Annotated in this window: 21 protein-coding genes, 1 tRNA gene and 1 pseudogene; 10 read left to right on the forward strand and 13 right to left on the reverse strand. The window is 64.5% G+C overall.

The window, feature by feature from the left end; all coding sequences use genetic code 11:
* The first annotated feature begins 42 nt into the window (after positions 1–42).
* Both F3J19_RS22900 and F3J19_RS22905 read left to right on the forward strand, forming a co-directional pair.
* Positions 43–1,380 carry an MFS transporter gene (locus tag F3J19_RS22900; RefSeq protein ID WP_167046478.1) on the forward strand — a complete coding sequence of 446 codons (1,338 nt, stop codon included), beginning with the start codon at positions 43–45 and terminating at the stop codon, positions 1,378–1,380.
* Positions 1,381–1,465: 85 nt separating this feature from the next.
* Complete coding sequence (locus F3J19_RS22905) at positions 1,466–2,629, forward strand: mandelate racemase/muconate lactonizing enzyme family protein (RefSeq protein WP_167046481.1); 1,164 nt, start codon at positions 1,466–1,468, stop codon at positions 2,627–2,629.
* A 115-nt stretch (positions 2,630–2,744) separates the two neighbouring features.
* Here F3J19_RS22905 and F3J19_RS22910 read toward each other — a convergent pair whose 3' ends face one another.
* From F3J19_RS22910 to hemL, 7 genes are all read right to left on the reverse strand, one after another.
* Positions 2,745–4,913: a phospholipase C, phosphocholine-specific gene (locus F3J19_RS22910; RefSeq protein ID WP_167046484.1), complete on the reverse strand. Its 2,169-nt coding sequence runs from the start codon at positions 4,911–4,913 to the stop codon at positions 2,745–2,747.
* 90 nt (positions 4,914–5,003) lie between these two features.
* Positions 5,004–5,273: a hypothetical protein gene (locus tag F3J19_RS22915; protein ID WP_240159170.1), complete on the reverse strand. Its 270-nt coding sequence runs from the start codon at positions 5,271–5,273 to the stop codon at positions 5,004–5,006.
* A gap of 12 nt (positions 5,274–5,285) precedes the next feature.
* On the reverse strand, positions 5,286–7,616 hold the full coding sequence (locus F3J19_RS22920; protein WP_167046486.1) for a hypothetical protein: 2,331 nt from the start codon (positions 7,614–7,616) through the stop codon (positions 5,286–5,288).
* Positions 7,617–7,752: 136 nt separating this feature from the next.
* Positions 7,753–9,987: an alkaline phosphatase family protein gene (locus F3J19_RS22925; protein ID WP_167046489.1), complete on the reverse strand. Its 2,235-nt coding sequence runs from the start codon at positions 9,985–9,987 to the stop codon at positions 7,753–7,755.
* A 605-nt stretch (positions 9,988–10,592) separates the two neighbouring features.
* A complete protein-coding gene (locus F3J19_RS22930) occupies positions 10,593–11,225 on the reverse strand; it encodes a riboflavin synthase (RefSeq protein ID WP_167046492.1) in 633 nt (210 codons plus the stop codon).
* 15 nt (positions 11,226–11,240) lie between these two features.
* Positions 11,241–12,392 carry a bifunctional diaminohydroxyphosphoribosylaminopyrimidine deaminase/5-amino-6-(5-phosphoribosylamino)uracil reductase RibD gene (gene ribD / locus F3J19_RS22935; RefSeq protein WP_167046495.1) on the reverse strand — a complete coding sequence of 384 codons (1,152 nt, stop codon included), beginning with the start codon at positions 12,390–12,392 and terminating at the stop codon, positions 11,241–11,243.
* Positions 12,393–12,463: 71 nt separating this feature from the next.
* Entirely contained in the window at positions 12,464–13,747 is a 1,284-nt protein-coding gene (hemL, locus tag F3J19_RS22940) for a glutamate-1-semialdehyde 2,1-aminomutase (RefSeq protein ID WP_167046498.1), read from the reverse strand.
* Between the two features lie 129 nt (positions 13,748–13,876).
* Between hemL and F3J19_RS22945 the strand changes: the two genes are divergently transcribed.
* Entirely contained in the window at positions 13,877–14,266 is a 390-nt protein-coding gene (locus tag F3J19_RS22945) for a hypothetical protein (RefSeq protein ID WP_167046379.1), read from the forward strand.
* A gap of 130 nt (positions 14,267–14,396) precedes the next feature.
* On the opposite strand, the pseudogene F3J19_RS32740 reads toward F3J19_RS22945, so the two are convergent.
* Positions 14,397–14,909: pseudogene (locus tag F3J19_RS32740) on the reverse strand (hypothetical protein); the annotation flags it as partial.
* A gap of 341 nt (positions 14,910–15,250) precedes the next feature.
* Between F3J19_RS32740 and F3J19_RS22955 the strand changes: the two are divergent.
* On the forward strand, positions 15,251–16,471 hold the full coding sequence (locus F3J19_RS22955; protein WP_167046501.1) for a Bcr/CflA family multidrug efflux MFS transporter: 1,221 nt from the start codon (positions 15,251–15,253) through the stop codon (positions 16,469–16,471).
* 256 nt (positions 16,472–16,727) lie between these two features.
* Complete coding sequence (locus F3J19_RS22960; protein WP_167046837.1) at positions 16,728–16,958, forward strand: hypothetical protein; 231 nt, start codon at positions 16,728–16,730, stop codon at positions 16,956–16,958.
* 61 nt (positions 16,959–17,019) lie between these two features.
* On the opposite strand, the gene F3J19_RS22965 is transcribed toward F3J19_RS22960, so the two are convergent.
* From F3J19_RS22965 to rph, 5 genes are all read right to left on the reverse strand, one after another.
* Positions 17,020–17,322, reverse strand: a complete 303-nt coding sequence (locus F3J19_RS22965) for a hypothetical protein (RefSeq protein ID WP_167046504.1) — start codon at positions 17,320–17,322, stop codon at positions 17,020–17,022.
* 586 nt (positions 17,323–17,908) lie between these two features.
* Positions 17,909–17,998, reverse strand: a tRNA-Ser gene (locus F3J19_RS22970).
* A gap of 65 nt (positions 17,999–18,063) precedes the next feature.
* Positions 18,064–19,293 (reverse strand): radical SAM family heme chaperone HemW, encoded by a 1,230-nt coding sequence (hemW, locus tag F3J19_RS22975; RefSeq protein WP_167046507.1) that lies wholly within the window; start codon positions 19,291–19,293, stop codon positions 18,064–18,066.
* A complete protein-coding gene (gene rdgB / locus F3J19_RS22980; RefSeq protein WP_167046510.1) occupies positions 19,290–19,967 on the reverse strand; it encodes an RdgB/HAM1 family non-canonical purine NTP pyrophosphatase in 678 nt (225 codons plus the stop codon). Before rdgB ends, hemW begins: the two co-directional genes overlap by 4 nt.
* Positions 19,964–20,701, reverse strand: a complete 738-nt coding sequence (gene rph, locus F3J19_RS22985) for a ribonuclease PH (RefSeq protein ID WP_167046513.1) — start codon at positions 20,699–20,701, stop codon at positions 19,964–19,966. The genes rdgB and rph overlap by 4 nt, the downstream gene beginning before the upstream one ends.
* A 485-nt stretch (positions 20,702–21,186) precedes the next feature.
* Between rph and F3J19_RS22990 the strand changes: the two genes are divergently transcribed.
* From F3J19_RS22990 to F3J19_RS23010, 5 genes are all read left to right on the forward strand, one after another.
* Positions 21,187–22,110 (forward strand): YicC/YloC family endoribonuclease, encoded by a 924-nt coding sequence (locus tag F3J19_RS22990; protein ID WP_167046516.1) that lies wholly within the window; start codon positions 21,187–21,189, stop codon positions 22,108–22,110.
* 19 nt (positions 22,111–22,129) lie between these two features.
* Entirely contained in the window at positions 22,130–22,813 is a 684-nt protein-coding gene (gene gmk, locus F3J19_RS22995; RefSeq protein ID WP_167046519.1) for a guanylate kinase, read from the forward strand.
* A gap of 60 nt (positions 22,814–22,873) precedes the next feature.
* A complete protein-coding gene (rpoZ, locus tag F3J19_RS23000) occupies positions 22,874–23,077 on the forward strand; it encodes a DNA-directed RNA polymerase subunit omega (RefSeq protein WP_008921215.1) in 204 nt (67 codons plus the stop codon).
* Between the two features lie 82 nt (positions 23,078–23,159).
* Positions 23,160–25,520: a bifunctional (p)ppGpp synthetase/guanosine-3',5'-bis(diphosphate) 3'-pyrophosphohydrolase gene (locus tag F3J19_RS23005; protein ID WP_167046522.1), complete on the forward strand. Its 2,361-nt coding sequence runs from the start codon at positions 23,160–23,162 to the stop codon at positions 25,518–25,520.
* A 145-nt stretch (positions 25,521–25,665) separates the two neighbouring features.
* A complete protein-coding gene (locus F3J19_RS23010) occupies positions 25,666–26,151 on the forward strand; it encodes a phage protein NinX family protein (protein WP_167046840.1) in 486 nt (161 codons plus the stop codon).
* Positions 26,152–26,223: the final 72 nt, after the last annotated feature.

Raw genomic sequence — 26,223 nt, forward strand, 5'->3', positions numbered from 1 at the left:
CGTACATCAAGAAAGAGGTGATACGTGGAAAGTGCGGCACGTATGACGCCGGAAATCCGGCGAGCGGTCCGGAATGCGACCCTGAGCGCGATCGTGGGAACGGCGGTGGAGTGGTACGACTACTATCTGTACGCCACGGCGGCAGCGACGCTCTTCAATCATTTGTTTTTCCCTTCATTCGACCACCTCACCGGCACGCTGCTGGCCTACGCGAGCTTCGCGATCGGCTTCATCGTGCGGCCGGCGGGGAGTGTCATCTTCGGGCGTCTCGGCGATCGCATCGGGCGCAAGGCGGTGCTCATCATCACGCTGCTGCTGATGGGCGGCTCGACCACGCTAATGGGTCTGCTGCCGACCTACGCCGCGGTCGGCGTATGGGCTCCGCTGCTGCTGTGCGTGCTGCGCGCGGCGCAAGGGCTCGGCTCGGGGGCGGAATACGCGGGCGCGGTGCTGATGGTGATCGAATACGCGCCCGCGAAGCGGCGCGGCTTATACGGCTCGCTGCCTTATACGGGCGTGGCGCTTGGTTTGTTGATGTCGCTGGTGGCGTTCCATGCGTCTTCGTCGATGTCGAAAGGCAGTTTCGAGGCATGGGGCTGGCGCATCCCGTTCCTGCTGAGCTCGGTCGTCGTGGCGCTCGGTCTGCTACTGCGCAGCCGGCTCAAGGAAACGCCGGTGTTCGAGCAATTGCGCCGCAACAACGCGGTGGTGCGCTCACCCGTCACCGAAGTGCTGAAAACCTCGCTGCGGCCGATGCTGTGCGCGTGGGGCGCCCGTCTCGGCGACAACTCGCTGGCGTACATCTACGAGTCCTTCGTGATCGTCTATGTCACGCAGCAGTTGCATATGTCGCGCGACACGATCGTGACCGCGCTGATGTGGAGTACCGCGCTGCAATTCATCACGGTGCCGCTGTTTGGCTGGCTGTCGGACCGCATCGGCAGAAAGCCGGTTTACATGGGCGGCGCGCTGATCTCCGGCCTCGCGATTTTCCCGTTCTTCGCGATGCTCCAGAGCGGCCAGCTGGTCTGGATCTATACGGGACTGTTCCTCGTGTCCTCGCTCGCCAAGACGATGATGACCGCGGCGCAGAGCCCCTGGCTCGCGGAGATGTTCCCGTCCCGCGTGCGCTACACCGGTTTTTCGCTGGCTCGCGAAGTGACCTCGCCGATCTCGGGCGGCATCGCGCCGATGATCGCCGTCGCGCTGCTGGCCGTCGGAGAGGGTTCGCCGCATCTGGTGGCGTGGTATGTCGTGGCGCTCGGCGTCATCACGGCGGTGTCCGTCGCGCTCGGCCCGGAGACGAAGGGGCGTCCGCTGGAAGAACCGCAAGACGGCAGCGGCATGGAGGCGGGTTCCGCCGCGGCCGCTTCGCTATAGGCGAAGGTCGATTCGCCGATCCATCAAACCCATCAAGCACATCGAGCTTTTCGGAGACCCGAGGGTCGTGAACATAGGAGTGGAAATGAAGATCACCAAGGTTGAGCCGCTGCACGTCGGCCAGTTCATGTTCGTGCGCATCGACACGGACGAAGGCATCACGGGTTATGGCGAAGCCGGCATCTGGGGGCATATCGAAGCCGCCGGCACCGCGGTCCAGCGTTTCGCCGAATATCTGGTCGGCAAGCGCGCATTCGACATCGAGCATCACTGGAATGTCATGCATCGCTTCAGCTACTTCCAGGGGCTCGCGATCAACGCGGCGATCTCCGCCATCGACATCGCGCTGTGGGACATCAAGGGCAAGGCGCTCAACGTGCCGATCTACGAACTGCTCGGCGGCCCGGCGCGCAAGAAGGCGCGCATTTACGGGCACATCTACGAAAGCAGCATCGAGAAAGTGCTCGAAGAATGCCAGCGCAAGATGGAAGCGGGCTATAACGCGTTCGGCCACATCAATCCGTTCCTCGACGAAGGCAACGATCAGGTCTACTTCAAGACCCATATCCGCAAGATGCACGATGCGATCGACAATGTGCACCGCATGCGCGAAGTCGTCGGCGATCGCGTCGATCTGCTCGTCGAGCTGCATCGCCGCCTGACACCGGCCGAGGCGGTGACATTCACCAATGGCATCGAAGTCGATACGCCGATGTTCGTCGAAGATCCGATTCGCCCGGAAAACGCCGACGCGATGGCGCGTGTCGCCGATCGCATCCGCGTGCCGATCGCCACCGGCGAGCGCTTCTGCACGATCTACGAGTTCCAGGCGCTGCTCGCGCGCAATGCGGTCGAGTATGCGCGAGTCGACGTCGCGGTGTGCGGCGGCATTACGGGCGCGAAGAAGGTCGCCGCGATGGCGGAAGCGCATCACGTGCAGGTCGTGCCGCACAATCCGCTGTCGCCGATCGGGCTCGCCGCCTGCCTGCAGATCGCCGCGGCGATTCCCAATTTCGCGATTCAGGAATATGCAACGGGCTTCGAGGCCGGTGTATTCGAGTCGACCGGCAAGCACCTCGGAAGCGACATCGTCGATCAGGTGCCGCTGCCCAAGCAGGGCTTCGTCGATATTCCGAGCGGGCCGGGGCTCGGCATGAACCTGCTGCCCGACGCGCAAAAAATCCGTCCGCCGCTCGTCAAGCCGATTTCGATGCGTCCGCATTTCGACGGGTTCGTGGTCGATCAGTAAAACGTCCGGCGCCGATGCGCGGCGGCACGCGGATGTCGGCTGTGCAAATGCAAGAGCCCGGGGGCGCGATGCCGCGCTCCCGGGCTCTCTTCGTGCATGAACCGCCGACTACCGCTTACACGGCCACCCCCATGGCCGGATCGCTGACGCCGTCCTGGCCGTTTTCCAGGCGGCCCGCAAAGCGGCGCATGAAGTTAGTGTTGCCCGATCCGTTCGCGGCGGTGGGCGCCGAGACCGTGAAGTCGTACCAGTTGTATTGATCCGACAGCGTCCAGTACGGCTCGACCTGCATGCCCGGGTCGATCGTATAGGTCCACGGGCCATCCGTCCGGTAGGCGTTGGCCGCGACAGTCACGGTGATGGCCGCCGAGCCGCTGTTCATGATCGTCAGATAGACGGCATCGTTCTGGTGGTCGTAGCACACGCGTACTTCGGGATTGGCGCCGCTCGCGATGTCGTTGACGTTGCCGGTGAATTCGCGGTTGTAGCCGTTCGGGCCGCACACCCACAGATCGTAGTTGCCGGCGTTGTTCTTCACGGCCGCCCACGCGTCCGAGATTTCCTTGCCGGCTTCCACCGTATAGCGCTGCGGCGGGTTGTTGAGGTTCAGCTTGTCGTAGACGTGGAAGACCGCCGCCTGCGTGCCGGTATTGCTGAAGATCAGCCACACCGAGCCGCTCGCCGCATCGACGTTCGCGCTCGTATGGAGGTGGTACGGCAGGGCCTTCGACGGGCGCAGCATCTGCGACTGGGTCGGCAAGGCCGCGCTGCCGTAGGTGATGGCCGGCACCGCGCCGGCTGCGTCCTGGCTCGCATAGAGCGCGTTGGCCGCAGCCTGGGTGGGGGCCGCGGGCAGGGTCGGCACCACCGTGACCGGATTCTGGAAGTTGAAGCAGGAGGTCATGTCGCCCATGACCGCGCGACGCCACGGCGTGATGTTGGTTTCCTCGATGCCGAAGCGCTGCTCGATGAAGCGCAGCGTCGAGGTATGGTCGAACACCTGAGAATTCACGTAGCCGCCCACGCTCCACGGCGAGACCACCAGCATCGGCACGCGCACGCCCGGGCCGATCACGGCGCCGCTCGGCGAGTTCGGATCGGCCGCGGCCGACGACATCGTGAAGTACTCGTATTCCGTCGATACCGTGGACTTGCCGTAATAGCCGCCCGACCCATTCGGAGACGGCACGCACGGCGGCGGCATGTGATCGAAGAAGCAGTCGTTCTCGTCGTAATTGATAAGGAGAACGGTCTTGCTCCAGACCTCGGGGTTGGACGTCAGGATCTCGAGCAGCTGCTGCGAATACCATTCGCCCTGACCCGGCGACGACGAGCCCGGGTGCTCGTAATAGGCTTCGGGCGCATGGACCCAGCTGACCTGCGGCAGCGTGCCGTTCGCGACGTCGTTGGCGAGCGACGCGAGAAAGCCGCCGTCTGGCATCGTATTGGCAATGCCGGGGGCGAGCGGATTGACCGCGTCCATGGCCGGCGTGTACGTCGCGTTGGTGCCGTAGGCCGTGTTGAGCTGCTGGTTGCAGACGCGGAAGTTGTGGAATGCCGCATTCATGTTGGTCACCGCCGGATCGGGCGGATACCAGTACACCTTCCAGCTCACGCCGGCGGCGGCGAGGCGTTCGGCCGTGGTCGTCCACGTCAGGTCGGTGGTGGTCGGCGCGGCGAGCACGAGGGTCGACGTCTGCGTGTCGCACACCAGCTGGTTGGCGACCGCGCCGTTGGTGCCGGTCTGCAGGAACAGGCGGTTCGGGAAGGTCGGGCCGTGTACCGAGCAGTGATAGTGGTCGCAAATGGTGAACGCGTTTGCGAGCCCCCAGTAGAACGGCAGTTCGTTCTGGCTCAGGTAGCCCATCGACTGGTTCGCGCCCTTGCCTTGCGGCCATGCGTACATGGCGCCGTTGTTCCAGCACGAATGCTGGGTGGCCCAGCCGTGATCGCCGCCCGTGACCACGCCGTCGCCGAGGCTCGGGTTCAGGTAGTACGGCTGGATTCGCGTGCCCGAGACGCCCGTCTGGTTCCAGACGGAGCCGTTGACCGTTGGAATCGTCAGGCGGTCGCTGAAGCCGCGCACGCCGGGCAGCAGCCCGAAGAAGTGGTCGAACGAGCGGTTTTCCTGCATGAAGATGACGATGTGCTCGACGTCGTTGATCGTGCCGGTGGCGTTGTTCGGCGCAATCGCGAGGGCGCGCTGGATGACCGGCGGCAAGGCACTCAGCGAGATGCCCGCGGCCATCGAGCGCAGAAAACTGCGGCGGTCCATTCTGGTCATGATGACTCTCTGGTTGATACGGTTGATTCGTTGGACGGCGTGCCGGAAACGGACATTGTCAGTCCGGCCCCGGCGGATCGGCGGCCCGGTTCAGGGCGCGCAGTCGAGCTGGGTGTTGAGCCCCGGCGTCGGGATGACCGTCGTGCCGCTCGCCGCGCAAGGGCCCGACGCGGGCGCCGCGACGATTGCGGTTTGCGTCGCGGCGGTGCCGCTGGTCGACGTGTTGGCCGCGGCGGCGGGCGCGTTGCTGTCGCTTCCGCCGCTGCAGCCGGCCATCGCCAGCGCGGCGGCGCAGGCGACGGTCAGGCCGCACAGGCGCAGGCCGGCCCGGGAAAAAACGGTGAGAGAGAGGGTAGTCATGCCTGTAGCTCCTTATTGCGGCAAAACCGAGGACAGCGGTGCCTGGGACTCGAACAGATTGAGGACTTCGGACGGGCTCAGCGCGCGGTTCCACATCGAGACATCGGAGAAGGCGACGGGCGCGAGGTTGGCCGCGTTGATCGCATAACCCTTGTTCTTGAAGAACAGGCCGGTGCCGTCCTCGCCGAAGCCGAAGCCGACTTCGCTGGTGTTGCTGTTGACCCCGTTGATTGCGGAAATCGTCATGCTGGAAGAGATCGTCGCGGGGACGCCCGTGCAGGTGCTGCCGCTGACGTTCGGGTCGCAGAGGTAGAGGATGATCTGGTTGGCCGTGTCGCCGGCGTTATCGGGCTGGTAGCGATTCAGGTTGCCGACCATCGCGACATAGATCCACGTGTTGACGCTGTACGGATGGCCGGGCGAACCCGTGGTGTCCGTGCGGTTCGTGCCGTCCGCGACGTTGAGGTCGAAGCCGCAGCCGAACGAACCGAGCACGAGGCCCGCCTTCGCGCCGGAGCTCGCATAGCCGTTCTTGTTGCCGAAGACCGGCACGCCACCCGCATCGGGGCAGGCCGGCGCCTTGTACCAGAAGCCGATCGTGAACGCGCCACCGCTCGCCGCGGTCGTCGAATTGGTGGTCGACGCGGACTGGATCGCTTCGTTCACCACGTCGAGCGAGGGGCTGTTCGGCGCGAGCAGGTAGCCGTCGTAGCCGTTCGCGTCGAGATTGACCGGCGTGACCTCGAGCGCGTTGCCGCCGAACGGGCCGGGGTAGGCCGTGCCGGCACTGTTCACGCCGGCGGCGATCAGATCGGCCTGGAACGGCGCCAGCGTGCTGTTATTGAAGTGGTCCGTTTCGGGCGTCGTATTCAGATTCGTCGAGCCCATCGGATAGTATTCCTGAAGGCTCGTCGTCGAGACCGACAGCTTCGGCGTCTGCACGAAGGACACTGGCTGCGAGAGCACGGCGCGCGGCGCGCTGCCGGCGCTCACCGCATAGTTGAGCTGGTAGGCGCCCGTGGCGATCAGGTACTGCGACAGGCCCGTGTCCGTGTAGGTGGTCGCGCCGGCGGGCAGCGAGGCGATCTGCTGTCCGTTGCGATAGACCGCGAGCGCGCTGCCCGACGGCGCCGTCCAGTTGAGCGTCACGTTGGCCGATGTCGTGTCGTTCTGGTTGATCGTCGTCGCGAGTTGCGTCACGGGCTGCGCACCCGTCAGTTGCGCGCCGTCCATCGTGTAGTTCGCCGCCGACGGCAATGCGCCGAGGAAGGACAGCAGCGTCGGCGTGACGTCGGCGATGCTGGCGTACGCATACAGCCCCGCCTCGGACGCGGGCACGGCGGCGTTGAGGTTGGCGGTCCCCGTATTGGCGCTCTGGTTCATGCCGATGAAGGTGGTCGATTCCGGTTCGAGCGCGAGACCGTCCGCGCTGCCGCTCGCATTGAGACCATGCCCGGACGTCACGACGATCAGCCAGTGGCTGCCCGAGGCGGCGGCCGTGGCGTTGACCAGTTGGCCGACGTCGGCGTCGAGTTGCGCGAGCGTGTTCTGATACTGCGCCGAACTCGCGGTGAAATCGTTCGCCGCGGTTTCGGCGTCGCCGTACTGCGCCACGACCGTCGAGTAGGCCGGCTTGCCGATCAGCGAGAGGGCGCCGCTCGTCACGCAATCGGCGGCGGTCGTGCTGGGCGAGCAGTCCGTGAGCGTGTCGAGATGGCCGCTGGTCTGGATCGGCGCGAGCATCTGCGCGAGGCTGCTGCCGGCGACCACCGCGCCGTTCAGTCCGCTGCCGGCCGCCTTGGTCATGTCGAACAGCGTGCCGGCCTGAACGGCCTGATTGGGCGCATTCGAATAGACCTGGTGGCGGTTGGCCCAGGCGCCGGTCAGGAGCGTGGCCCAGGACGGTCCGTCGAGATTCGGCTGCTGGCTGGCCGCGCCCGCGACACCGCCGCTATAGGCGAGCTGGATGCCGAAGTGTGCGAGGTTCGGCAGCGTGTTGTTGGCGATGCCGGCCTGCACGGCGGCGTAGGTCGCGCCGTCGAGGTCGATCAGCAGCACGCGGTTGGTCGGCGTGGTGTTGCCGGGCGTGCCCGAGGTTCCGGACGTTCCTGAAGTGCCCGACGTTCCGGAGGTGCCCGAGGTACCGCTGCTGCCCTGGGAATTGCCGCCACCGCCGCTGTTGTCACCGCCGCTGCATGCGGCGAGCGCACCCGCCATCATGAGCGCGCACGCGCCTCGCAGCAGGCGCCGCTGTGTGCGCGTGGCGGGCGCGAAGGGCAGGGAAGCCGGCGGGCTTCCCCCGGCCAGGAGCTTGCTGAGTGACGCGATTGCGCTGGATTTCATGATGACTGTCGGATTCGATGAAGGGGTTCGGCGCGTGGTGATCGGGGACGTCCGGCCGCGCGGCGAGAGCGGCAAGCAGGTGTTTCCATGCTTGCCCTTCGTGTGCCGCACGGACCGGTCGTCCGCGCGTTGTTGTTTACTTCGACAGCAGGGTGGAGAGCGGAACCTTCGATTGATAGAGGTTTTGCACTTCGGTCTGGCTCAGCGCGCGTGTCCACATCGAGACGTCGGAGAAGGCGATCGGCACGTAGTCGGCCGCGTTGATCGCATAGCCCTTGTTCTTCGCGAACAGGCCGGTGCCGTCCTCGCCCATGCCGAAGCCGATCTCGCTGGTGTTGCTGTTCACGCCGTTCAGACCGTTCAGCAAGCCGGCCGTGAACACCGCGGCCGGCACGCTGGTCGAGATCTTCGTGCAGTTCGTCGAACTGACGGCCGGGTCGCAGAGGTAGAGGATCTGGGCCGAACCCGCATCGCCGGCGTTGTCGAGTTCGTACTGGTTCAGGTTCATGACCATCGCGACATAGAGCCAGTTGCCGGCCGAGTACGAGGTGCCGGGCGAGGTCTTGGTATCCGACCGGTAGGTGGAGCTGTTTTGCGCACTCGACACGAAATCGAAGCCGCAGCCGAACGAACCGAGAAGAATGCCGGGTTCGGCGCCCGAGGTCGCATAGCCGTTCTTGTTGCCGAAGATCGGCACGCCACCCGAATCCGGGCAGACCGGCGCCTTGTACCAGAAGCCGATCGTGAACGCGCCGCCGGTGGCCGTGCTCGTCGGCGCATTGGTGAGCGCGGCGGACTGGATGGCCTGGTTCACCACGTCGAGCGAGGGACTGTTCGGCGCGAGCAGATAGCCGTCGTAACTGGCGGCGTCGACATTGGCCGGCGTCACTTCCAGTGCATTGCCGCCGAACGGGTCGGGATAGGCGGTGCCGGCATTGTTCACGCCGTTGGCGATCAGGTCCGGCTTGAACGGCGCCAGCGTGCTGTTGTTGAAGTAGTCCGTTTCGGGCGTCGTGTTCAGATTCGCCGAACCCATCGGATAGTACTCCTGCAGGCCCGTGGTCGAGACCGTCAGCGGTACGGGAACGACATACGAGATCGATGTCGTGAGGAGCGATGTCGGTGCGGTGGCGGCCACCACGGTGTAGTTAAGCTGATAGGCGCCCGTTGCGACCAGATACGATCCCAGACCGTGGTCCGTATACGTGGCCGTGCCTGCGGGCAGCGAGGCGATCTGCGTGCCGTTGCGGTAGATCGTGATGGCTTCGCCCGACGGCGCGATCCAATTGAGCGTCACGTTGACTGCCGACGTGTTGTTCGAATTGATCGTCGCGGTGAGGTCGGTGACGGGACTCGCGCCGAGCAGTTGCGCGCCATCGAGCAGATAGTTCGCGGCGCTCGGTGCGTGCCCGAGAAAGGACAGGATCGTGGGCGTGACATCGGCGATGCTCGCATACGAGTACAAGCCATTGAGCGTGGGCGGCACGGTGGCGCCGACACTGGCACCGGCTGCATTCGCGGGCTGGTTCATGCCGATGAACGCGGTCGATTCGGGTTCGAGCGGCAGGCCGTCGTCGCTGCCGTTCGCGCTTAGGCCGTGCCCGGAAGTCACGATAACGAGCCATTGGCTGCCGGCATTCTGCTGCGTGGCGGCCACCAGTTGACCGACGTTCGCATCGAGCGATTGCAGGGCGCTCAGATATTGCGTGGAATTCGGCCCGTAGTTTTCCGAAGCGTCTTCTGCGTCGTGATATTGCGCGACGACGGTTGCATAGCTCGCGTTGCCGATCAGCGCCAGCGCGCCGTCCGTCACGCAATGCGCGACGGATGAGTTTTGCGAGCAGTCCGTCAAGGTATCGAGATTGCCGTCGCTGTGGATCGGCGAGAGCATTTGAGCCAGTCCGCTCGATGCCACGGCTGCGCCGTTCAGGCCGTTGCCGTTGGCCTTGATCGTGTCGAAGATCGTGCTGCCGGCAATCAGCGAATTCGGCGCATCGCTATAGACCTGATGCTTTTCGGCCCAGTTGCCGGTGAGCAGCGTGGCCCATGACGGCGTATCCAGATTCGGCGTCTGGTTGTTGGTGGCGGCCATGCCGCCGCTATAGGCCAGTCCGATATTGAGTTTCGACAGATTGGGCAGCGTGCCGTTGGCGATCCCGGCTTGCACCGCGTTATACGTCGCGCCGTCGAGGCCGATCACGAGGACACGGTTGGCCTGGGTCGACGCGCTGGGAGTGGAAGCGGTTGCGCTTTGTCCATTGCCGGGCGTCGTGCTGTTCGACGCGCTTGGCGTGTTGTTGTTGCCCGATCCGCTGCAGGCGGCAAGCACGCTTGCGAGCACGAATGCGCAAACTGTGGCGCCGGTTCGCATGAGGTGTCGTTGCTTCCGGAGAGGGTGGTCGATTCTCATGCTTGTGCCTGTTGGGGTCGTTAAGGAGCGCAAGCATACGAATCGCGATTGACGCGAATGTGACGGTGTAGACGAGATATTTGACGGGATATTTCGTAGATTGTGTTGAGCGTTTGATTCGCTCCGCGATACGCGCGATACAGGCTTATGTCGGTATTCCTGATGTTTACGCTTTCCGCTATGCCGTTGTTTCACCAGTGGTTTTCTGAATGGGCGAAGCGGCTTCGGATCGCAAGTCCGACTATCGGACAAAGAGACAAAAAACAGGCTCCTGTTTATCTGGTTTCCTAATCAATTTACTGCGTTGCAAGTTTTGCTCGAGATTGAGCGGGGAAGATATGGGGTGCTGATGGAGAAGTTCTTCGACGGCCTTTTCTTGCCGCAACCCGCTTGCGCCAGGGGGCGCAAGATGAGATGCGTTGAAGAGGCCATCTTCTGATGGCGTGCCGATATACGAACCACGGGGAATGGTCGTGTACCGTCAGAAATGCGGGTGTTGCTGGACCGTGGTCAGTTCGGGGGATTTCGATGAGCCGGGAGCAGTGCGCCGGCTCACCGGAAACGAATCACTTCAACGATTCGTTATCCTGAGACGTCGAGAGCATCCTCTCCACGTATCGCGCAATCAGATCCACCTCCAGATTCACCCGCACCCCTTCACCCAGATGCCTGAGCGAAGTCACCTGCACGGTATGCGGAATCAGGTTGATCGAAAACTCGCAGCCCTCGTCGCGATCTTCAACCGAGTTGACGGTGAGGCTCGCCCCATTGACTGTAATCGAGCCTTTATACGCGAGGTAACGTCCAATCTCGCGCGGCGCGAGAATGCGCAGTTCATGCGATTCGCCGACCGGCGCAAAACGCGTGACCGTGCCGAGCCCGTCGACGTGGCCGGAAACGATATGCCCACCGAGCCGGTCGTGCGCGCGCAGCGCTTTCTCGAGATTGACCTCGCCGGTTGCGCCGAGTCCCACCGTGCGGTTCAGGCTTTCGCGCGATACGTCCACTTCGAACGAGTGGCCGGTCATCGCGACTACCGTCATGCAGGCGCCCTGAATCGTGATGCTGTCGCCGAGCTGCACGTCCGTGAGGTCGAGGCCGCCGGCTTCGACGTTCAGACGCACGCCCGCGTCACCGCCCGTGCCGAGCGGTTTGACTGATTCGATGCGGCCCACTGCCGCGACGATTCCTGTAAACATCGTGCTAGTCCTTGATCATTTCGAAACGGAAGGGGACGTGTGATCGGTCCCGGGTACGGTATGCGCCGCGAAGCGCGCGAGAATCCGCAGATCGTCGCCGATCCGCTCGATCGTGTGGAAGTTCAGCTTGACGCGCTTTTCGAGCAGGTCGGGCGCGGCGAGGTTGAACATGCTCATCGAGTCCACGCCGAGCAGGCTCGGCGCGAGATACACGAGCAGTTCGTCGACGCAGCCTTCGCGCAGCAGCGAGCCGTTCAGCTTGTAGCCCGCTTCGACATGCAGCTCGTTCACGCTGCGCTCGCCGAGCACGCTGAGCAGCCGAGGCAGATCGACCTTGCCGGCCTCGTTCGGCAGCGACACGATTTCGGCACCGCGATCGCGCAGCACGCTCGCGCGTTCGGCGAGGCGCTGATCGAGATGGCCGCAGAAGATCAGCGTCGGCGCGCCGGCGAGAATCTGCGCGTCGGGCGGCACATCGAGCTGGCTGTCGATCAGCACGCGGTGCGGCTGGCGCGGCGTATCGACCGCGCGCACCGTCATGCGCGGATTGTCCTCGCGCACGGTGCCGATGCCGGTCAGGATGGCCGAGGCGCGCGCGCGCCATGCATGGCCGTCGGCACGCGCGGCCGCGCTCGTGATCCACTGGCTCTCGCCCGACGGCAAGCCGGTGCGGCCATCGAGCGACGCCGCCACTTTCATGCGCACCCACGGACGGCCGCGCGTCATGCGCGACACGAAGCCGATGTTCAGCTCCTGCGCTTCGTTGGCGAGCAGTCCGCAGCGCACCTCGATGCCGGCGTCGCGCAGCATGGCGAGGCCGCGGCCGGAGACCTGCGGGTTCGGGTCTTCCATCGCCGCGATGACGCGGCCGATCTGCGCTTCGATCAGTGCGTTCGCGCACGGCGGCGTGCGGCCGAAGTGGCTGCACGGTTCGAGCGTCACGTAGGCGGTCGCGCCGCGCAGATCATGACCGCGCGAGCGTGCGTCCTTCAGCGCGCGCACCTCCGCATGATCCTGGCCGGCCGGCTGCGTGAAGCCTTCGCCGATCACCTCGCCATTCCTGACGAGCACGCAGCCGACGCGCGGGTTCGGGTCGGTCGTGTACATGCCGCGCTTCGCGAGTGCGAGCGCGCGTTCCATATGGACGAAATCGGTTTGCGAAAACATCGGTGTCCGTTGGCTACGGTGGCTGGGTGTTGCTGTTGTGGCGGCTGTTGCTGCTTCAGGCATTGGGCTTTTCAACCCTTCAGCGCCGCGAACGCGCCGCGCGCGGCGTCGAGCGTCGCGTCGATCACCGCGTCGTCGTGCGCGCTCGATACGAAGCCCGCTTCATACGCGGACGGCGCGAAGTACACGCCCGCGTCGAGCATCTTGTGGAAGAACGCGTTGAAGCGCGGCACGTCGCTTTGCGTGACTTCGGCGAAGCTCGCCGGGATCGACTCGCGGAAGTAGAGGCCGAACATGCCGCCGATGGCATCGGCCGCGAACGGCACGCCTGCTTCGCGCGCCGCCTGTGCGAGACCTTGCGTCAGACGCGTGGTGCGCGCGGCGAGCGTGTCGTAGAAACCGGGTGCCTGGATCAGTTGCAGCGTCTTCAGGCCGGCCGCGACCGCGATCGGATTGCCCGACAGCGTGCCCGCCTGGTAGACGCCGCCGAGCGGCGCGAGATGCGCCATGATGTCGCGCCGGCCGCCGAACGCTGCCGCCGGCATGCCGCCGCCGATCACCTTGCCGAGGCAGGTGAGGTCCGGCGTAATGCCGTAGACCTGCTGCGCGCCGCCGAGTGCGACACGGAAGCCGCACATCACTTCGTCGAAAATCAGCACCGCGCCGTGCTCGGTGCACAGGCGCCGCAGCGTCTGGAGGAATTCGGGTGTGGCGCGCACGAGGTTCATGTTGCCGGCGACCGGCTCGACGATCACCGAGGCGATCTCGTTGCCGAAGGCCTTGAACGCTTCTTCGAGCGCGGCGATGTTGTTGTATTCGAGCACGGTGGTGTGCTTCGCGATGTCGACCGGCACGCCCGCCGAGGTCGGGTTGCCGAAGGTCAGCAGACCCGAGCCGGCCTTCACGAGCAGGCTGTCCGCGTGGCCGTGATAGCAGCCCTCGAACTTGACGATGCGGCTGCGGTTCGTGAAGCCGCGCGCGAGACGCAGCGCGCTCATGGTCGCCTCGGTGCCGCTCGACACCATGCGCACCTGTTCGATCGACGGCACCAGCTTGCAGATTGCCTCGGCGATCTCGATTTCCGATTCGGTCGGCGCGCCGAACGAGAAGCCGTTCGCGAGCACGCGCTGCACCGCTTCGAGCACTTCCGGATGCACGTGGCCGAGGATCATCGGCCCCCATGAGCCGATGTAGTCGGTATAGCGCTGGCCGTCGGCGTCCCAGAAGTAGGGGCCTTGCGCGCGCTCGACGAAGCGCGGCGTGCCGCCGACCGAGCGGAAGGCGCGCACCGGCGAGTTCACGCCGCCGGGAATGGTGCGTTGCGCGCGTTCGAAGAGGGTTTCGTTTCTGGACATGACGATGGCTGGAATAGCTGGAATTGGGGTTGCGCAGCGGCGCAGAGGGCCTGCGGGTGATTCCCGCGGGCGATTCGCGCGATGCCGGGATAGGTGGGGAAATTGTACCGGAGTCGGCGTGGACGGGCTGTGCAGACGGGCTTGCCGGTTGCGCGCCGGCGGGCTTTTATCGGCCTCGGCGGATGCGCTTCGTTCGATGCCGGGTTCGATGCCGGGTTCGATGCCGGGTTCGATGCCGGGTTCGATGCCGGGTTCGATGCCGGGTTCGATGCCGGGTTCGATGCCGGGTTCGATGCCGGGTTCGATGCCGGGTTCGATGCCTCGTTCGAGTACCGGTTAGGCGTTTCGTTCCGTTGTGGTTCGGTGAGGCGTGGTGCTGGCCGCTGGCGCGTGAGCGAGCGAGACTGGGTTGGACTGTGCGAGGTGAGGCGGATGGTTTTCGTTCTGGCTGGGTTCAATCTTCCGCTGCGCGTTTTGTCGCGGTCTTGCGTGGCACGGCCTTGGCGCGAGGCGTTTTGACGGCCGGGGCGTGGCGGGTTCCGGCGCGGGCCGGCTGTACCGTGCTTTCGCTCCCGCTTTCGCGCTTGTTCGCGCTCCCGCTCGTCCGCGTCGCGGCGGATTTCCCGCCAGCGGCATTCGCCGTCGCCTTTTGCGCTGCGGCTGCATGCGCCGTGACCTTCGTCGAGCGTGTCCGCCCAACCGGCGTGTCGAGCTTTGGCGGCTTGCGCTTGCCAGTCAGCTCGGCCCAGCGCTTTTCAAGCGCGCCCTCGGCGATCGGCTTGATGATCGTGCCCGAACTCTGGGCGTCCCATGTTTGCACCGAGAACGGATGCACGCGCAGCTGCTCGCGCGGAATCACCGGCGCCTCGTGCGCATCGACGAGCCAGTCGTAGACGAAGTCGATGCACAGGCGATAGCCGCGTTTGGTCGACGCGTCCGGCACTTCGTAGGGGGCGCGCGTCACGTAGCCCGAGCCGAAAATGCCCTTCGGCTCCTGAGCGACGCGATGCAGGAACACGCGATCCCCGGGCAGGATGCCGCGTGCAAAGCCGCAGCCCCATACATCGGTCACGGCGACCCCGGCGGCGACGCGTTTCGCGATGTCGGGCAGCTCGGGCCACGGCCATTTCTTGGGGCTCCAGATCAGCAGGAAAGCGGTCATCGCAAGCTCGAAACAGGATGGATGGGCGTCGGGCCGCAGCGCTTCGCGCGTGCGAGGCTCGGCGCTCGCGGCTGCGTCTCGTGATGCGGCAGGACGGTGATGCGGCAGGACGTGCACGCGGCAGCTTAACCGATCGGCGCGGCGCTTGCGGCGCAGCGTTACCACGGCCGCCGCCGCCGTCCGGGCCGGTGCGGCGGCCATGGTGGCCGATTGCTCACGCGGCGAGGCGCGGGCGGCGGTGATCGTTCGACCGTCGCGTACAATCGGGGCCATCAGGCTGTTACGGCCCCGCTTTGCCCGTCGCGCGGCCGATGTCCGCGCGGCTCCATCCGGATTTCCCCATGTCTTACGTCGTCAAGCGCCGGCCCGATGGCCGGCTGATCCTGCTGCTCGGTGCGCTGGCCGCATGCGGGCCGCTTTCCGTCGACATGTATCTGCCGAGCCTGCCGACCATCGCGCAGGCCTTCGCGGTCAGCACCGCCGCCGCGCAGTCGACGCTCACGAGCTTCATGGCCGGCTTCTCGATCGGCATGCTGCTCTATGGTCCGCTGTCGGACACGTATGGCCGCCGGCCGGTGCTGCTCGGCGGCATCGCCATGTTCGCGCTGGCGAGCATCGCGTGCGCGCTGTCGTTCTCGATCGGCTCGCTGGTCTCGTTCCGCTTCGTGCAGGCGTTGGGCGCGGGCGCGGCCTCCGTGCTCGCGCGGGCGATCGCGCGCGACGCGCACGAGCCGGCCGACGCCGCGCGCGTGCTGTCGATGATCGCGATCGTCACGTCGATCGGCCCGCTGCTCGCGCCGCTGATCGGCGGACAGTTGTTGCTGCTCGGCGGCTGGCGCATGATCTTCGTCCTGCTGACGCTGTTCGGCAGCGCGTGCGCGGTGACCGCCTACCTCAAGGTGCCGGAGACGTGGCCGCGCGAGAAGCGCGCGCAGTCGGCGCTGCTCAAGTCGTTCGGCGCGTATGGCGCGTTGCTGCGCGATCCGGTCGCGTGGGGGCATATGCTGTGCGGCGGCATGGCGTTCGCGTCGATGTTCGCGTACATCACGGCGACGCCGTTCGTGTACATCGAGTATTTCCACGTATCGGCGCAGCATTACGGCTTTCTGTTCGCGCTGAACATCGCCGGCATCATGTTCGGCAATTACATGAACACGCGGCTGGTCGGCCGGCTCGGCCCGGTGCGGATCATTTCGTTCGCGGCGACCGTGAGCTTCGTCGCGTCGCTGTTCGTCAGCATCGTCTCGCTGACCGGTTTGGGCGGCTTGTGGTCGATCGTATTCGGCCTGTTCTTCGTGGTCGGCGTGGTGGGCCTGTTGACCGCCAATTGCACGACCGATCTGATGCATCGCTATCCCGTCAACGCGGGCGCGGCGGCGGCCGTGTTCGGCGCGGTGCAGCTCGCGCTCGGCGCGTTGTCGAGTATCGCGGTCGGCTTGTGGCAGGACGGCTCGCCGCAGGGGATGGGGGTCGTGGTCGGCGTGGCCGGAACCTTGTGTTACGTCGGACGGATGCTCGTGATTCGCCGGCATCGGCCGAAGGCGCCTGTCGCGGCGGCGTGAGCGTGGCTGAGGGCACGCTGACTATTGCGTGGGCGCTTTGCGAAGCTGGTACGGGCGCCATTGCGCGGATGCACCGTGGGCGGAGCGCGGTGTCGGCGTGGTGTGCCGTATGCGTTGCCGCTCCTGTCTTGTGTTGAGGTGTTGCGTGTGACGCGATGATGTGCATCTACGGAAAACACCTGGTGTTGCGCGCGCGCCACCGTGAGTTTCGGATTGCGTTGCTATGATGAAGCCACTGTTCCTCGGAGCGGCAATCATGGCGATCAAAGACCTGATGAACGGCGAGCGGCAACACGCTGCATTCGCCGAAGCGCAAAGGCTGGCGGATAGCGGCGCTTATTATGATTACACCGACATCGAATACGTCTTGCGCTTTGATTACGGGTTGACGGATGTATCGGCTCTGCTCGAAGGGCAGTTGATGCATCGCGATCTGAATCGCCGTTGCGCCGATGCGCGCGAGAAGCTGGAGATGGCTGGCGCGTGAGGGGGGCGGTGGGTGAGTGGAGTGGGGCTTCGAGCGATGTATTTGCCACTCCCTTGCCGAGTCAATCCTCGTCTTCAAGCCAGATGCAGAAATATTGTCCATCTTCACTACTTACGACAATGCCTGAGTCAAATGTTGAATCTGTCAGGCCGTTCCATGAATTCGACAGTGCCGATGTCCTGTTCGAAAAATATCTGCTATCAGTAGATTCGTTTTCGGAAATTATTCTTTCAGCTAGTTCGGCTGCCTTCCTGCTGTCCATGCATTCGTAGTCGTAGGCCTGTCCTTTCCAGAGAAGATGCGTGAGGATAGCAATTGCGTTGGCTCTATCCTGCGCTACCAGCGCAGCGCCATCCGGGGTCAAGCCGAATTTTTCAACACCTGGGACAGGTCATTCGAATAATCCAGAATGCTGGAAATTCTGATCATCGTTGGACCTCTCGCAGCAAGGATTTCCTTGATTGGATTCATTTGAATATTCCCCTCAATTAGATATCCAGATAGGCGGTAAGAATGAAATATGGCATTCCGTTGTATGCCTTATGCCGAAGAACAACGGTGACCTTGCATTTCCGTCGGGCTGATCGACTGGCGTGTTAGTACTGCGGCCAGTTGCGGAGCACTCAGTACAACACGAACACCATCGTCATCGTTATTGATCTGGATCACTGAGAAATTCCCATCATTTCCATTTTTATCGGGATCTCAGCCTACCAGGCGGTTCCAGTGTTTTGCTATGGGATTGGGATGAAAGTGGAGCGCCTGTAACACGCCATGATTCGAATGGCGAACGCCCGAATATGGGCAGGCCGACGTATGGAGGCATCCAGAAGGCGCGCGAATCCCGGTATCGGTCAGGGATGGGCTGGAAACGAGTTCGTGCTCGATGCTGGACAGCAAAAACAAAACCCCGCACATCTCGCGATCTACGGGGTTTCATCGATCAAAACTGGCGGAGGCGGTGAGATTCGAACTCACGGAAGGATTGCTCCTTCGCCGGTTTTCAAGACCGGTGCCTTAAACCACTCGGCCACACCTCCAAACCGCAAATTGTAACCTGAAAATTGCCGGTCGCGGAGCCCGGTTGGGCCTCGGCTACCGCGAATTAACGCGCATCCTTCAGAAACAGCGCCTGCAAATCGTTCAGGAACGCCTGGCCGAGCGGTGTCGGCGCGATCTTTTCGTGATCGCGCGTGATGAGCTTGCGCCGCTCGGCTTCCTGCAACGCCGGCTCGATCGTGGTCATCGAAAGGCCGGTGCGCTCGGCGAAGCGATGCACCGGAAACCCCTCCACGAGCCGCAGCGCATTCAGCATGAATTCGAACGGCAGATCGCGCGGCCCGACCTCGTGCTCTTCCTGCACGGCCGCGCCGGCCTTCGCCTGCTCGATGAACGTCGCGGGATGCTTGTAGCGCGCCTGGCGCAGCACGCGATTCGGAAACGACAGCTTCGTATGCGCGCCCGCGCCGATGCCGAGATAGTCGCCAAAACGCCAATAGTTCAGGTTGTGCTTGCTTCGCCGATGCGGCTTCGCATACGCCGACACCTCGTAGCGCTCGTAGCCGGCCTCGGCCGTGCGTTGATGAATCCAGTCCTGCATGTCGGCCGACGCATCGTCGTCGGGCAACGCGGGCGGGAACTTCGCGAACAGCGTGTTCGGTTCGAGCGTGAGGTGGTACAGCGACAGATGCGGCGGCGCGAACGACAGCGCTGTTTCGACGTCGGTCTGGCATTCGGCGAGCGTCTGCTGCGGCAACGCAAACATCAGGTCGAGGTTGAAATTCTCGAATGTGGTCGCGGCGACTTCGACCGCATGGCGCGCCTGGGCCGCGTCGTGAATACGGCCGAGCGCTTTCAGATGCGCCTCGTTGAAACTCTGGATGCCCACTGAGAGCCGGTTCACGCCGCTCGCGCGAAACTGCGCGAACTTGTCCGCTTCGAACGTACCGGGGTTCGCTTCGAGCGTGATTTCGGCATCGGCGTCGAGCGGCAGCAGCGCGCGAATGTCCGACAGCATGCGCTCGAGTCCCGCCGCCGACAGCAGGCTCGGCGTGCCCCCGCCGATAAACACCGTATGCACCTGACGGCCCCACACGAGCGGCAACGCCATCTCGAGATCGGCGCGCAGCGCGTCGAGGTAGTCGTGCTCCGGAAACGTCTCGCCTTTCCACTCGTGCGAATTGAAATCGCAATACGGGCACTTGCGCACGCACCACGGAAAATGCACGTAGAGCGCAAGCGGAGGCAGCGAGGTCAGCCGGATACTGCCCGGCGATGTGAATGCCTGAATGACGCCGTTGCCGACGTCGGCCGGCGTTGGCTTGATCGGAATCACGCTTCCTCCGACAGACGCGCGAGCAGTTGCCGCAACGCGATCGCGCGATGGCTGCTGGCGTTCTTCACCGCGGGTTCGAGTTCGGCGGCGCTCGCGTTCAGCGACGGCAGATAGAAGTACGGGTCGTAGCCGAAGCCGTGTTCGCCGCGCGGCGCGTCGAGGATTTCGCCGTGCCAGCGGCCTTCGGCGATCAGCGGCTCGGGGTCGTCCGCGTGACGCACGAGCGCGAGCACGCAGTAGTAGTAACCGTGGCGATCGCTCGCGCCTCGCAATTCGTCGACCAGCCGTGCATTGTTCGCCGCGTCGCTTTTCTCGCCGCCGGCAAGCTGTGCGTAGCGTGCCGAATAGACGCCCGGCGCGCCGCGTAGCGCGCGCACGCAGAGGCCCGAGTCGTCGGCGAGCGCGGGCAGGCCGGTGAGCCTGGCCGCGTGGCGCGCCTTGGTCAGCGCGTTTTCGACGAAGGTCGGATGCGGCTCTTCCGCTTCCGGCACGTTCAGCTCGCCTTGAGCGATCAGTTCGATGCCGGCCGCGCCGAGCAGCGCCGCGAATTCGCGCAGCTTGCCCGCGTTGTTCGAGGCGAGCACGACTTTTTTCAGCGGCATGTGCAACGGCGCGCCCGCCGGGTTGGCGCCGTTGGCGCGGGGCGTGCCGCCGTCCTTGCGCGCGTCGTTCACTGCTGCACTCCCAGCGCCTGCTTCTGCTTTGCGATCAGCGTGTCGATGCCGTCGCTCGCGAGATCGAGCAGCGCATTCATTTCATCGCGCGAGAACGGCACGCCTTCCGCGGTGCCCTGAACTTCGACGAAACCGCCCGAGCCCGTCATCACGACGTTCATGTCGGTGTCGCATTGCGAGTCCTCGTCGTAGTCGAGGTCGAGCACCGGCATGCCGTCGTACACGCCGACCGAGATCGCCGCGACGTAATCGCTGATCGGCGAGCTTTCGATGCGGCCCGTCGCGAGCAGTTTCGCGACCGCGTCATGCGCGGCGACGAACGCGCCCGTGATGCTCGCCGTGCGTGTGCCGCCGTCGGCCTGGATCACGTCGCAATCGATATGGATGGTGCGCGCGCCGAGCTTCTCGAGATCGAACACCGAGCGCAGCGCGCGGCCGATCAGGCGCTGGATTTCCTGGGTGCGGCCGGTCTGCTTGCCGCGCGCGGCTTCGCGGTCGCTGCGCGTATGCGTGGCGCGCGGCAGCATGCCGTATTCGGCGGTGAGCCAGCCCTGGCCGCGGTCGCGCAGAAACGGCGGCACGCTTTCGTTGACGCTCGCCGTGCAGATGACCTTGGTGTCGCCGAACTCGACCAGCACCGAGCCCTCGGCGTGCTTCGTGTAATGACGCGTGATGCGCACGTCGCGCAACTGGTTGGCCTGGCGGCCGCTGGGGCGGCGGGTGTCGTTGATCATGTCGGATAGGGTCGAAAGAGGTCGGAAGGAAGGCGGGGGAAAGGCGCAATTTTACCGCCGATCGGGTGGCGCGGCGACGCGGGCGAACGATGCGCGAGGCCACGTGCGGGGAGGCTCCTATGGCAACCGGAGCAAAAACCGATGCCGGGCAAACGCAGCTTCGCATGAGGAATGCGATTGCGGCGAGCGCAAGCGCGCCATGTTGCCGGCGGCATATCGTCCTGCTTTTCGACGAGCGTTCGCACCGAACGTTCGCATGCCGTTCGCACGCAACGACGTGCTGCCGCGCGTAACGGTTCGCAACCATGCCGTCGCTCCGATTGTCCTCCTGCGAGCGCATGCCGGCCCGCTTGCGCGCCCGCTTCGGGCGGGCGGCGCGAGCAAAAATGGGATAATGCCGGTTCCCCGCCTCGCGTCTCGTACACGCCGGGCGATCCGCTTCTCAGGCCGGCGTCGAACGCATGGCCGCAATCGCGAGAAATACGATGATCTACAGCATGACTGGCTATGCGAGCGCCACGCGCGAACTCGTGGCGGCCTCGGGTACTGGCGGCGTGAGCGTGTCGGTCGAACTGCGCACGGTGAACTCGCGCTTTCTCGATCTGAATTTCCGCATGCCGGAAGACGTGCGCGTCGTCGAACCGACGCTGCGCGAAATGCTGATGAACAAGCTGTCGCGCGGTAAGGTCGACATCCGCGTGAATCTGCAGCGCAGCGAGCAGTCGGCGAACGCGGGTGCGCTCAACCGCGACGCGCTCGAACAACTCGCGCTGCTCGAACGCACGGTGCTTTCGACGTTCCCTGAAGCCGGCCGTCTGCGCACCGGTGAAATTCTGCGCTGGCCGGGCGTGCTCGCCGAAAGCGGCATCGCGCCCGAGACACTGCGCGACGCGGTGCTCGCCTGCGGCAAGCAGGCCATCGCCGACCTGATCGACGTGCGCGCGCGCGAAGGCGCGCAACTCGCGAACATGCTGCTCGCCAACGTTACCGAAATGGAGGCGATCGTCGCGAAGATCACCCCGCTCGTGCCGGAGCTGATCACGCGGCATCAGCAGAAGATCGTCGAGCGTCTGCAGGAAGCACTCGGCATCGCCGCGCCCGACGCGGCCGCGACGATCGTCTCGCGCGAGGAGATCAACGAACGGATTCGCCAGGAAGTGACGATGTACGGCATCCGCATCGACATCGCCGAAGAACTGTCGCGCCTCACCGCGCACCTGAACGAAACGCGTCACGTGATCGAGAAGGGCGGCAAGGTCGGCAAGCGGCTCGACTTCATGATGCAGGAGCTGAACCGCGAAGCGAACACGCTCGGCTCGAAGGCGGCGGCCAAGGAACTCGCGGATTCGTCGATGACGCTGAAGCTCCTGATCGAGCAGATGCGCGAGCAGGTACAGAATCTCGAATAAGGCTGGAGCACCCCACATCATGACCGACCACCACCCACGCGAAAGCAGCGCGCCGCGCCATCCGTACGCCGGCGCTTATCCCGGCAATCTGTTCATGGTCGTCGCGCCGTCGGGCGCCGGCAAGTCGACGCTCGTGAATGCCTTGCTCGCGGGCGACGACGCGATCCGTCTGTCGATTTCGTACACGACGCGCCCGCCGCGTCCGAAGGAACAGGACGGCGAGCACTACCACTTCACGACCGTCGAAGATTTCATGCAGCGCCACGACGCGGGCGAGTTCCTCGAAAGCGCGGAAGTGCACGGCAACTACTACGGCACCTCGCGCGTCTGGATCGAGGAGCAGATGAAAAACGGCCATGACGTGCTGCTCGAAATCGACTGGCAGGGCGCGCAGCAGGTCAAGAAGCAGTTTCACAACGCGGTGGAAATTTTCATTCTGCCGCCGTCGCTCGAAGCGCTCGAGGAGCGTCTGAAAAAGCGCGGTCAGGACGAGCCGAACGTGATCACGCGACGCCTGCTCGCGGCCGGCGGCGAGATCGCGCACGCGGCCGAGGCGGAGTACGTCGTGATCAACGAGAACTTCGATCGCGCACTCGCCGAATTGCGCTGCCTCGTCGGCGCGACGCGCTCGCGCTTCGCCTCGCAGTACGCGCGTCACACGCAGCTTTTCATGCAGCTCGGCATCCATCTGCCGCACGCGTGAGCGCGGCGTCGTGTCGAGCACATAAGGTAGAATAAGCAACATACTGAGAAGGAACCCAACATGGCCCGCATTACCGTCGAAGACTGTCTCAAACAGATCCCGAATCGTTTCGAACTCGCGCTTGCCGCAACCTATCGCGCGCGTCAGCTCGCGCAAGGCCACACGCCGAAGATCGAAAGCCGCGACAAGCCCACCGTGCTCGCGCTGCGTGAAATCGCGTCGGGCCAGGTCGGCGTCGAAATGCTGAAGAAGGTGCCGGTTTAAGGCGCGCTGTTTTTCGTTGTTGATTGCCGTGTAATTTGAACGTGCAGACCTGCGTCCAACCCTGACCGCTACGGAGGCGACCATGAGTACCACCCCGCCCACCGCCACGGAAGTGGATCACGACGCCGACTCGCCCTCGTCTGCACGCAAGTACATCGACGCGGTCCTCGAACAGTCGTTCCGCCATCTGTTCGGGCCGACCGCCACGCCGGAGCAGCCGCGCCGGCATGACGTCGTTTCCATCGCCAGGCTGACGTCCGCCCTGTCCGGCTATCTGCAGCCGGAAGAGATCAAGGGCATCAAGGCGGCCTTCCATTTCAGCGACGAAGCCCACCTCGGCCAGTATCGCCAGAGCGGCGAGCCCTACATCACGCATCCGGTCGCCGTCGCGGAAATCTGCGCGGGCTGGAATCTCGACGCCCAGGCGATCATGGCGGCGCTGCTGCACGACGTGATGGAAGACCAGGGCGTGACCAAGGCGGAGCTCGCCGAGCGTTTCGGCGCGAAGGTCGCGGAACTGGTCGACGGGTTGTCCAAGCTGGACAAGATGGAGTTTCGCAATCGCGAGGAAGCGCAGGCGGAGAACTTCCGCAAGATGCTGCTCGCGATGGCGCGCGACGTGCGCGTGATTCTCGTCAAGCTGGCCGACCGCCTGCACAACATGCGCACGCTCGGTGCCGTGCCGCCGGAGAAGCGCCGCCGCGTGGCGCGCGAAACGCTCGACATTTACGCGCCGATCGCGCACCGGCTCGGCCTGAACAATACCTATCGCGAGCTGCAGGACCTGAGCTTCGCGAACTTCAACCCGCACCGTTACGCCACGCTCGAAAAAGCCGTCAAGGCGGCGCGCGGCAATCGGCGCGAGGTGGTCGGCAAGATTCTCGAATCGGTGCAGCGCGCGATCTCGGATGCGAAGATCGACGCCGAGGTCACCGGCCGCGAGAAAACCATCTTCAGCATCTACAAGAAGATGCGCGACAAGCAGTTGTCGTTCTCGCAGGTGCTCGACGTGTACGGTTTTCGCGTGGTCGTCGAGAGCGCGCTCGAATGCTATACCTGCATCGGCGCGCTGCACGCGCTCTTCAAGCCGGTGCCGGGCAAGTTCAAGGACTACATCGCGATCCCGAAGGTGAACGGCTATCAGTCGCTGCACACCACGCTCGTCGGCCCGTTCGGCGCGCCGATCGAGTTTCAGGTGCGCACGCGCAAGATGCACGAGATCGCCGAGGCGGGTGTCGCCGCGCACTGGCTCTACAAGAACGGCAGCGCCGATCTGAACGACGTGCAGAAGCGCGCGCACCAGTGGCTGAAGTCGCTGCTCGACATCCAGAGCGAAGCGGGCGATTCGAGCGAATTCCTCGAACACGTCAAGATCGATCTGTTCCCGGACGCGGTCTACGTGTTTACGCCGAAGTCGAAGATCATGGCGCTGCCGCGCGGCGCCACCGCGCTCGACTTCGCGTATTCGATTCACAGCGATCTCGGCAACCAGTGCGTCGCCGTGAAGATCAACAACGAGTTGCTGCCGCTGCGTACGGAGTTGAAGAGCGGCGACATCGTCGAGGTCATCACGGCGCCGTATTCGAAGCCGAATCCGGCGTGGCTCGGTTTTGTGCGCAGCGGCAAAGCGCGCTCGGCGATCCGTCATTATCTGAAGACGATGCGCCTGAACGAGTCCGTGCAGCTCGGCGAACGTCTCGTCGATCAGGCGCTGAAGGGCTACGGGCTCGCGCTGTCGGACGTGACGCCGGAAGCGTGGGAAAAGCTCGTGCAATGGACGGGCAACAAGAGCCGCCAGGAAATTTTCGCGGACATCGGTCTCGGCCGGCGTGTCGCGGCGGTCATGGCCAAGCGCATCGAAGTGCTGATGAGCGGGCGCGACGCCGACGACGACGGCTCGCGTTCCGAGTCTGGTTCGGCGCCGCATGCGCCGCCGGTCGTGATTACGGGTACCGAGGGGATGTCGGTGCAATTGTCCGCGTGCTGCCGGCCGATTCCGGGTGACGACATCATGGGCTATATCGGCATCGGCCTCGGCATGGCGATCCACACGACCGACTGCCGCGTCGCGCAGCGTATCCACCGGCGCGATCCGGGCCGCTGGATCGACGTCGCATGGGCGCCACAGCCGGGGCGTCTGTTCGACGTCGCCGTGAAGGTGCTGGTCAAGAACACGAAGGGCGTGTTTGCCCGCGTGGCGGCCGATATCACATCGGCGGACGCGAACATCGTGCATATCGCGATGGACGAGGATTTGTCGCAGGAATCTACGATTCTGCGCTTCGTGATCCAGGTTAGCGATCGTGTCCATCTCGCCAACGTGATGCGCCGCGTGCGCACGAATCCGGACGTGATGCGCATCACGCGGGAGCGGCCGAGCGAGGAAGGGCACCATCGCCACGATGGCGGCATGCGGGTCGATCGCGAGCGCGCGGACTATTGAGTCGAGCGTATCGGCTTGGGTTCTGATTGCGCGGCAAGCTCGTTTTGACCGTGCTCTCGCCGTAGCTGGCCTGCGGTTCTTGCATTCCTCGTGCGGCATCCGGAGCGTGGCCTGAAGGCAAGTCTCACCGACTGGGGGAATGCTGATGAACGTAGCCGACCTCAATGGCGTGGCGCTCGATTATTGGGTGGCCCGCAGCCTGCATGACTTCGTGCGCGAAATTTACTTTACCGATAGCGGCGAGATCGTTGCGATTCGCGGCAATGACCGTGGTCGTCCGTGGGATGGCCGCTTTACGCCGTCCACGTCGTGGGAGACTGCCGTGGTCGTGCTCGAGCGTGCGCGGCGGCTGGACGTGCGCGAGCAGGGCGAGGCCGGTGCCGTATGCGTTGCGGAATTCCAGGGCGGGCATGGTGCTGCGCAAGGGCGGGGAGAGTCGTTGCGTACGGCGTTGTTGCGGGCGTTCGTCGCGAGCCATTTCGGCGTTACCGTGAGCGACGTGCTGCGCGAGACGCAGGCATTGACTGGTGCGCGGGCCGTGGCGATCAGCGAGCAGACGGTGGGTGGTTTTGTCGAGGATCTGCCGCGTCCGGATGGGCAGATTGGGGATATCCAGTCGTCGCCGCGATAAAACCGCCGACGACTATCGCCGCAACGGTATGCGTATCTTCCTGTAAGAACGCTTCGCGGCCGTCCGATAACG

Source organism: Burkholderia sp. Ax-1724 (genome assembly GCF_011752995.1).
In the GTDB taxonomy this organism is placed as follows: domain Bacteria; phylum Pseudomonadota; class Gammaproteobacteria; order Burkholderiales; family Burkholderiaceae; genus Paraburkholderia.

What these genes read in the sequence shown, in the direction of transcription:
- F3J19_RS22960 (WP_167046837.1), top strand. Translation starts at nt 16,728, where the DNA reads ATGGCGATCAAAGACCTGATGAACGGCGAGCGGCAACACGCTGCATTC.
- F3J19_RS22925 (WP_167046489.1), bottom strand. Translation starts at nt 9,987, where the DNA reads ATGCGAACCGGCGCCACAGTTTGCGCATTCGTGCTCGCAAGCGTGCTT.
- F3J19_RS22955 (WP_167046501.1), top strand. Translation starts at nt 15,251, where the DNA reads ATGTCTTACGTCGTCAAGCGCCGGCCCGATGGCCGGCTGATCCTGCTG.
- F3J19_RS23010 (WP_167046840.1), top strand. Translation starts at nt 25,666, where the DNA reads ATGAACGTAGCCGACCTCAATGGCGTGGCGCTCGATTATTGGGTGGCC.
- gmk (WP_167046519.1), top strand. Translation starts at nt 22,130, where the DNA reads ATGACCGACCACCACCCACGCGAAAGCAGCGCGCCGCGCCATCCGTAC.
- rpoZ (WP_008921215.1), top strand. Translation starts at nt 22,874, where the DNA reads ATGGCCCGCATTACCGTCGAAGACTGTCTCAAACAGATCCCGAATCGT.
- F3J19_RS22910 (WP_167046484.1), bottom strand. Translation starts at nt 4,913, where the DNA reads ATGACCAGAATGGACCGCCGCAGTTTTCTGCGCTCGATGGCCGCGGGC.
- F3J19_RS22900 (WP_167046478.1), top strand. Translation starts at nt 43, where the DNA reads ATGACGCCGGAAATCCGGCGAGCGGTCCGGAATGCGACCCTGAGCGCG.
- F3J19_RS22915 (WP_240159170.1), bottom strand. Translation starts at nt 5,273, where the DNA reads ATGACTACCCTCTCTCTCACCGTTTTTTCCCGGGCCGGCCTGCGCCTG.
- hemL (WP_167046498.1), bottom strand. Translation starts at nt 13,747, where the DNA reads ATGTCCAGAAACGAAACCCTCTTCGAACGCGCGCAACGCACCATTCCC.
- F3J19_RS22990 (WP_167046516.1), top strand. Translation starts at nt 21,187, where the DNA reads ATGATCTACAGCATGACTGGCTATGCGAGCGCCACGCGCGAACTCGTG.
- F3J19_RS22905 (WP_167046481.1), top strand. Translation starts at nt 1,466, where the DNA reads ATGAAGATCACCAAGGTTGAGCCGCTGCACGTCGGCCAGTTCATGTTC.
- F3J19_RS23005 (WP_167046522.1), top strand. Translation starts at nt 23,160, where the DNA reads ATGAGTACCACCCCGCCCACCGCCACGGAAGTGGATCACGACGCCGAC.
- ribD (WP_167046495.1), bottom strand. Translation starts at nt 12,392, where the DNA reads ATGTTTTCGCAAACCGATTTCGTCCATATGGAACGCGCGCTCGCACTC.
- F3J19_RS22920 (WP_167046486.1), bottom strand. Translation starts at nt 7,616, where the DNA reads ATGAAATCCAGCGCAATCGCGTCACTCAGCAAGCTCCTGGCCGGGGGA.
- rph (WP_167046513.1), bottom strand. Translation starts at nt 20,701, where the DNA reads ATGATCAACGACACCCGCCGCCCCAGCGGCCGCCAGGCCAACCAGTTG.
- F3J19_RS22930 (WP_167046492.1), bottom strand. Translation starts at nt 11,225, where the DNA reads ATGTTTACAGGAATCGTCGCGGCAGTGGGCCGCATCGAATCAGTCAAA.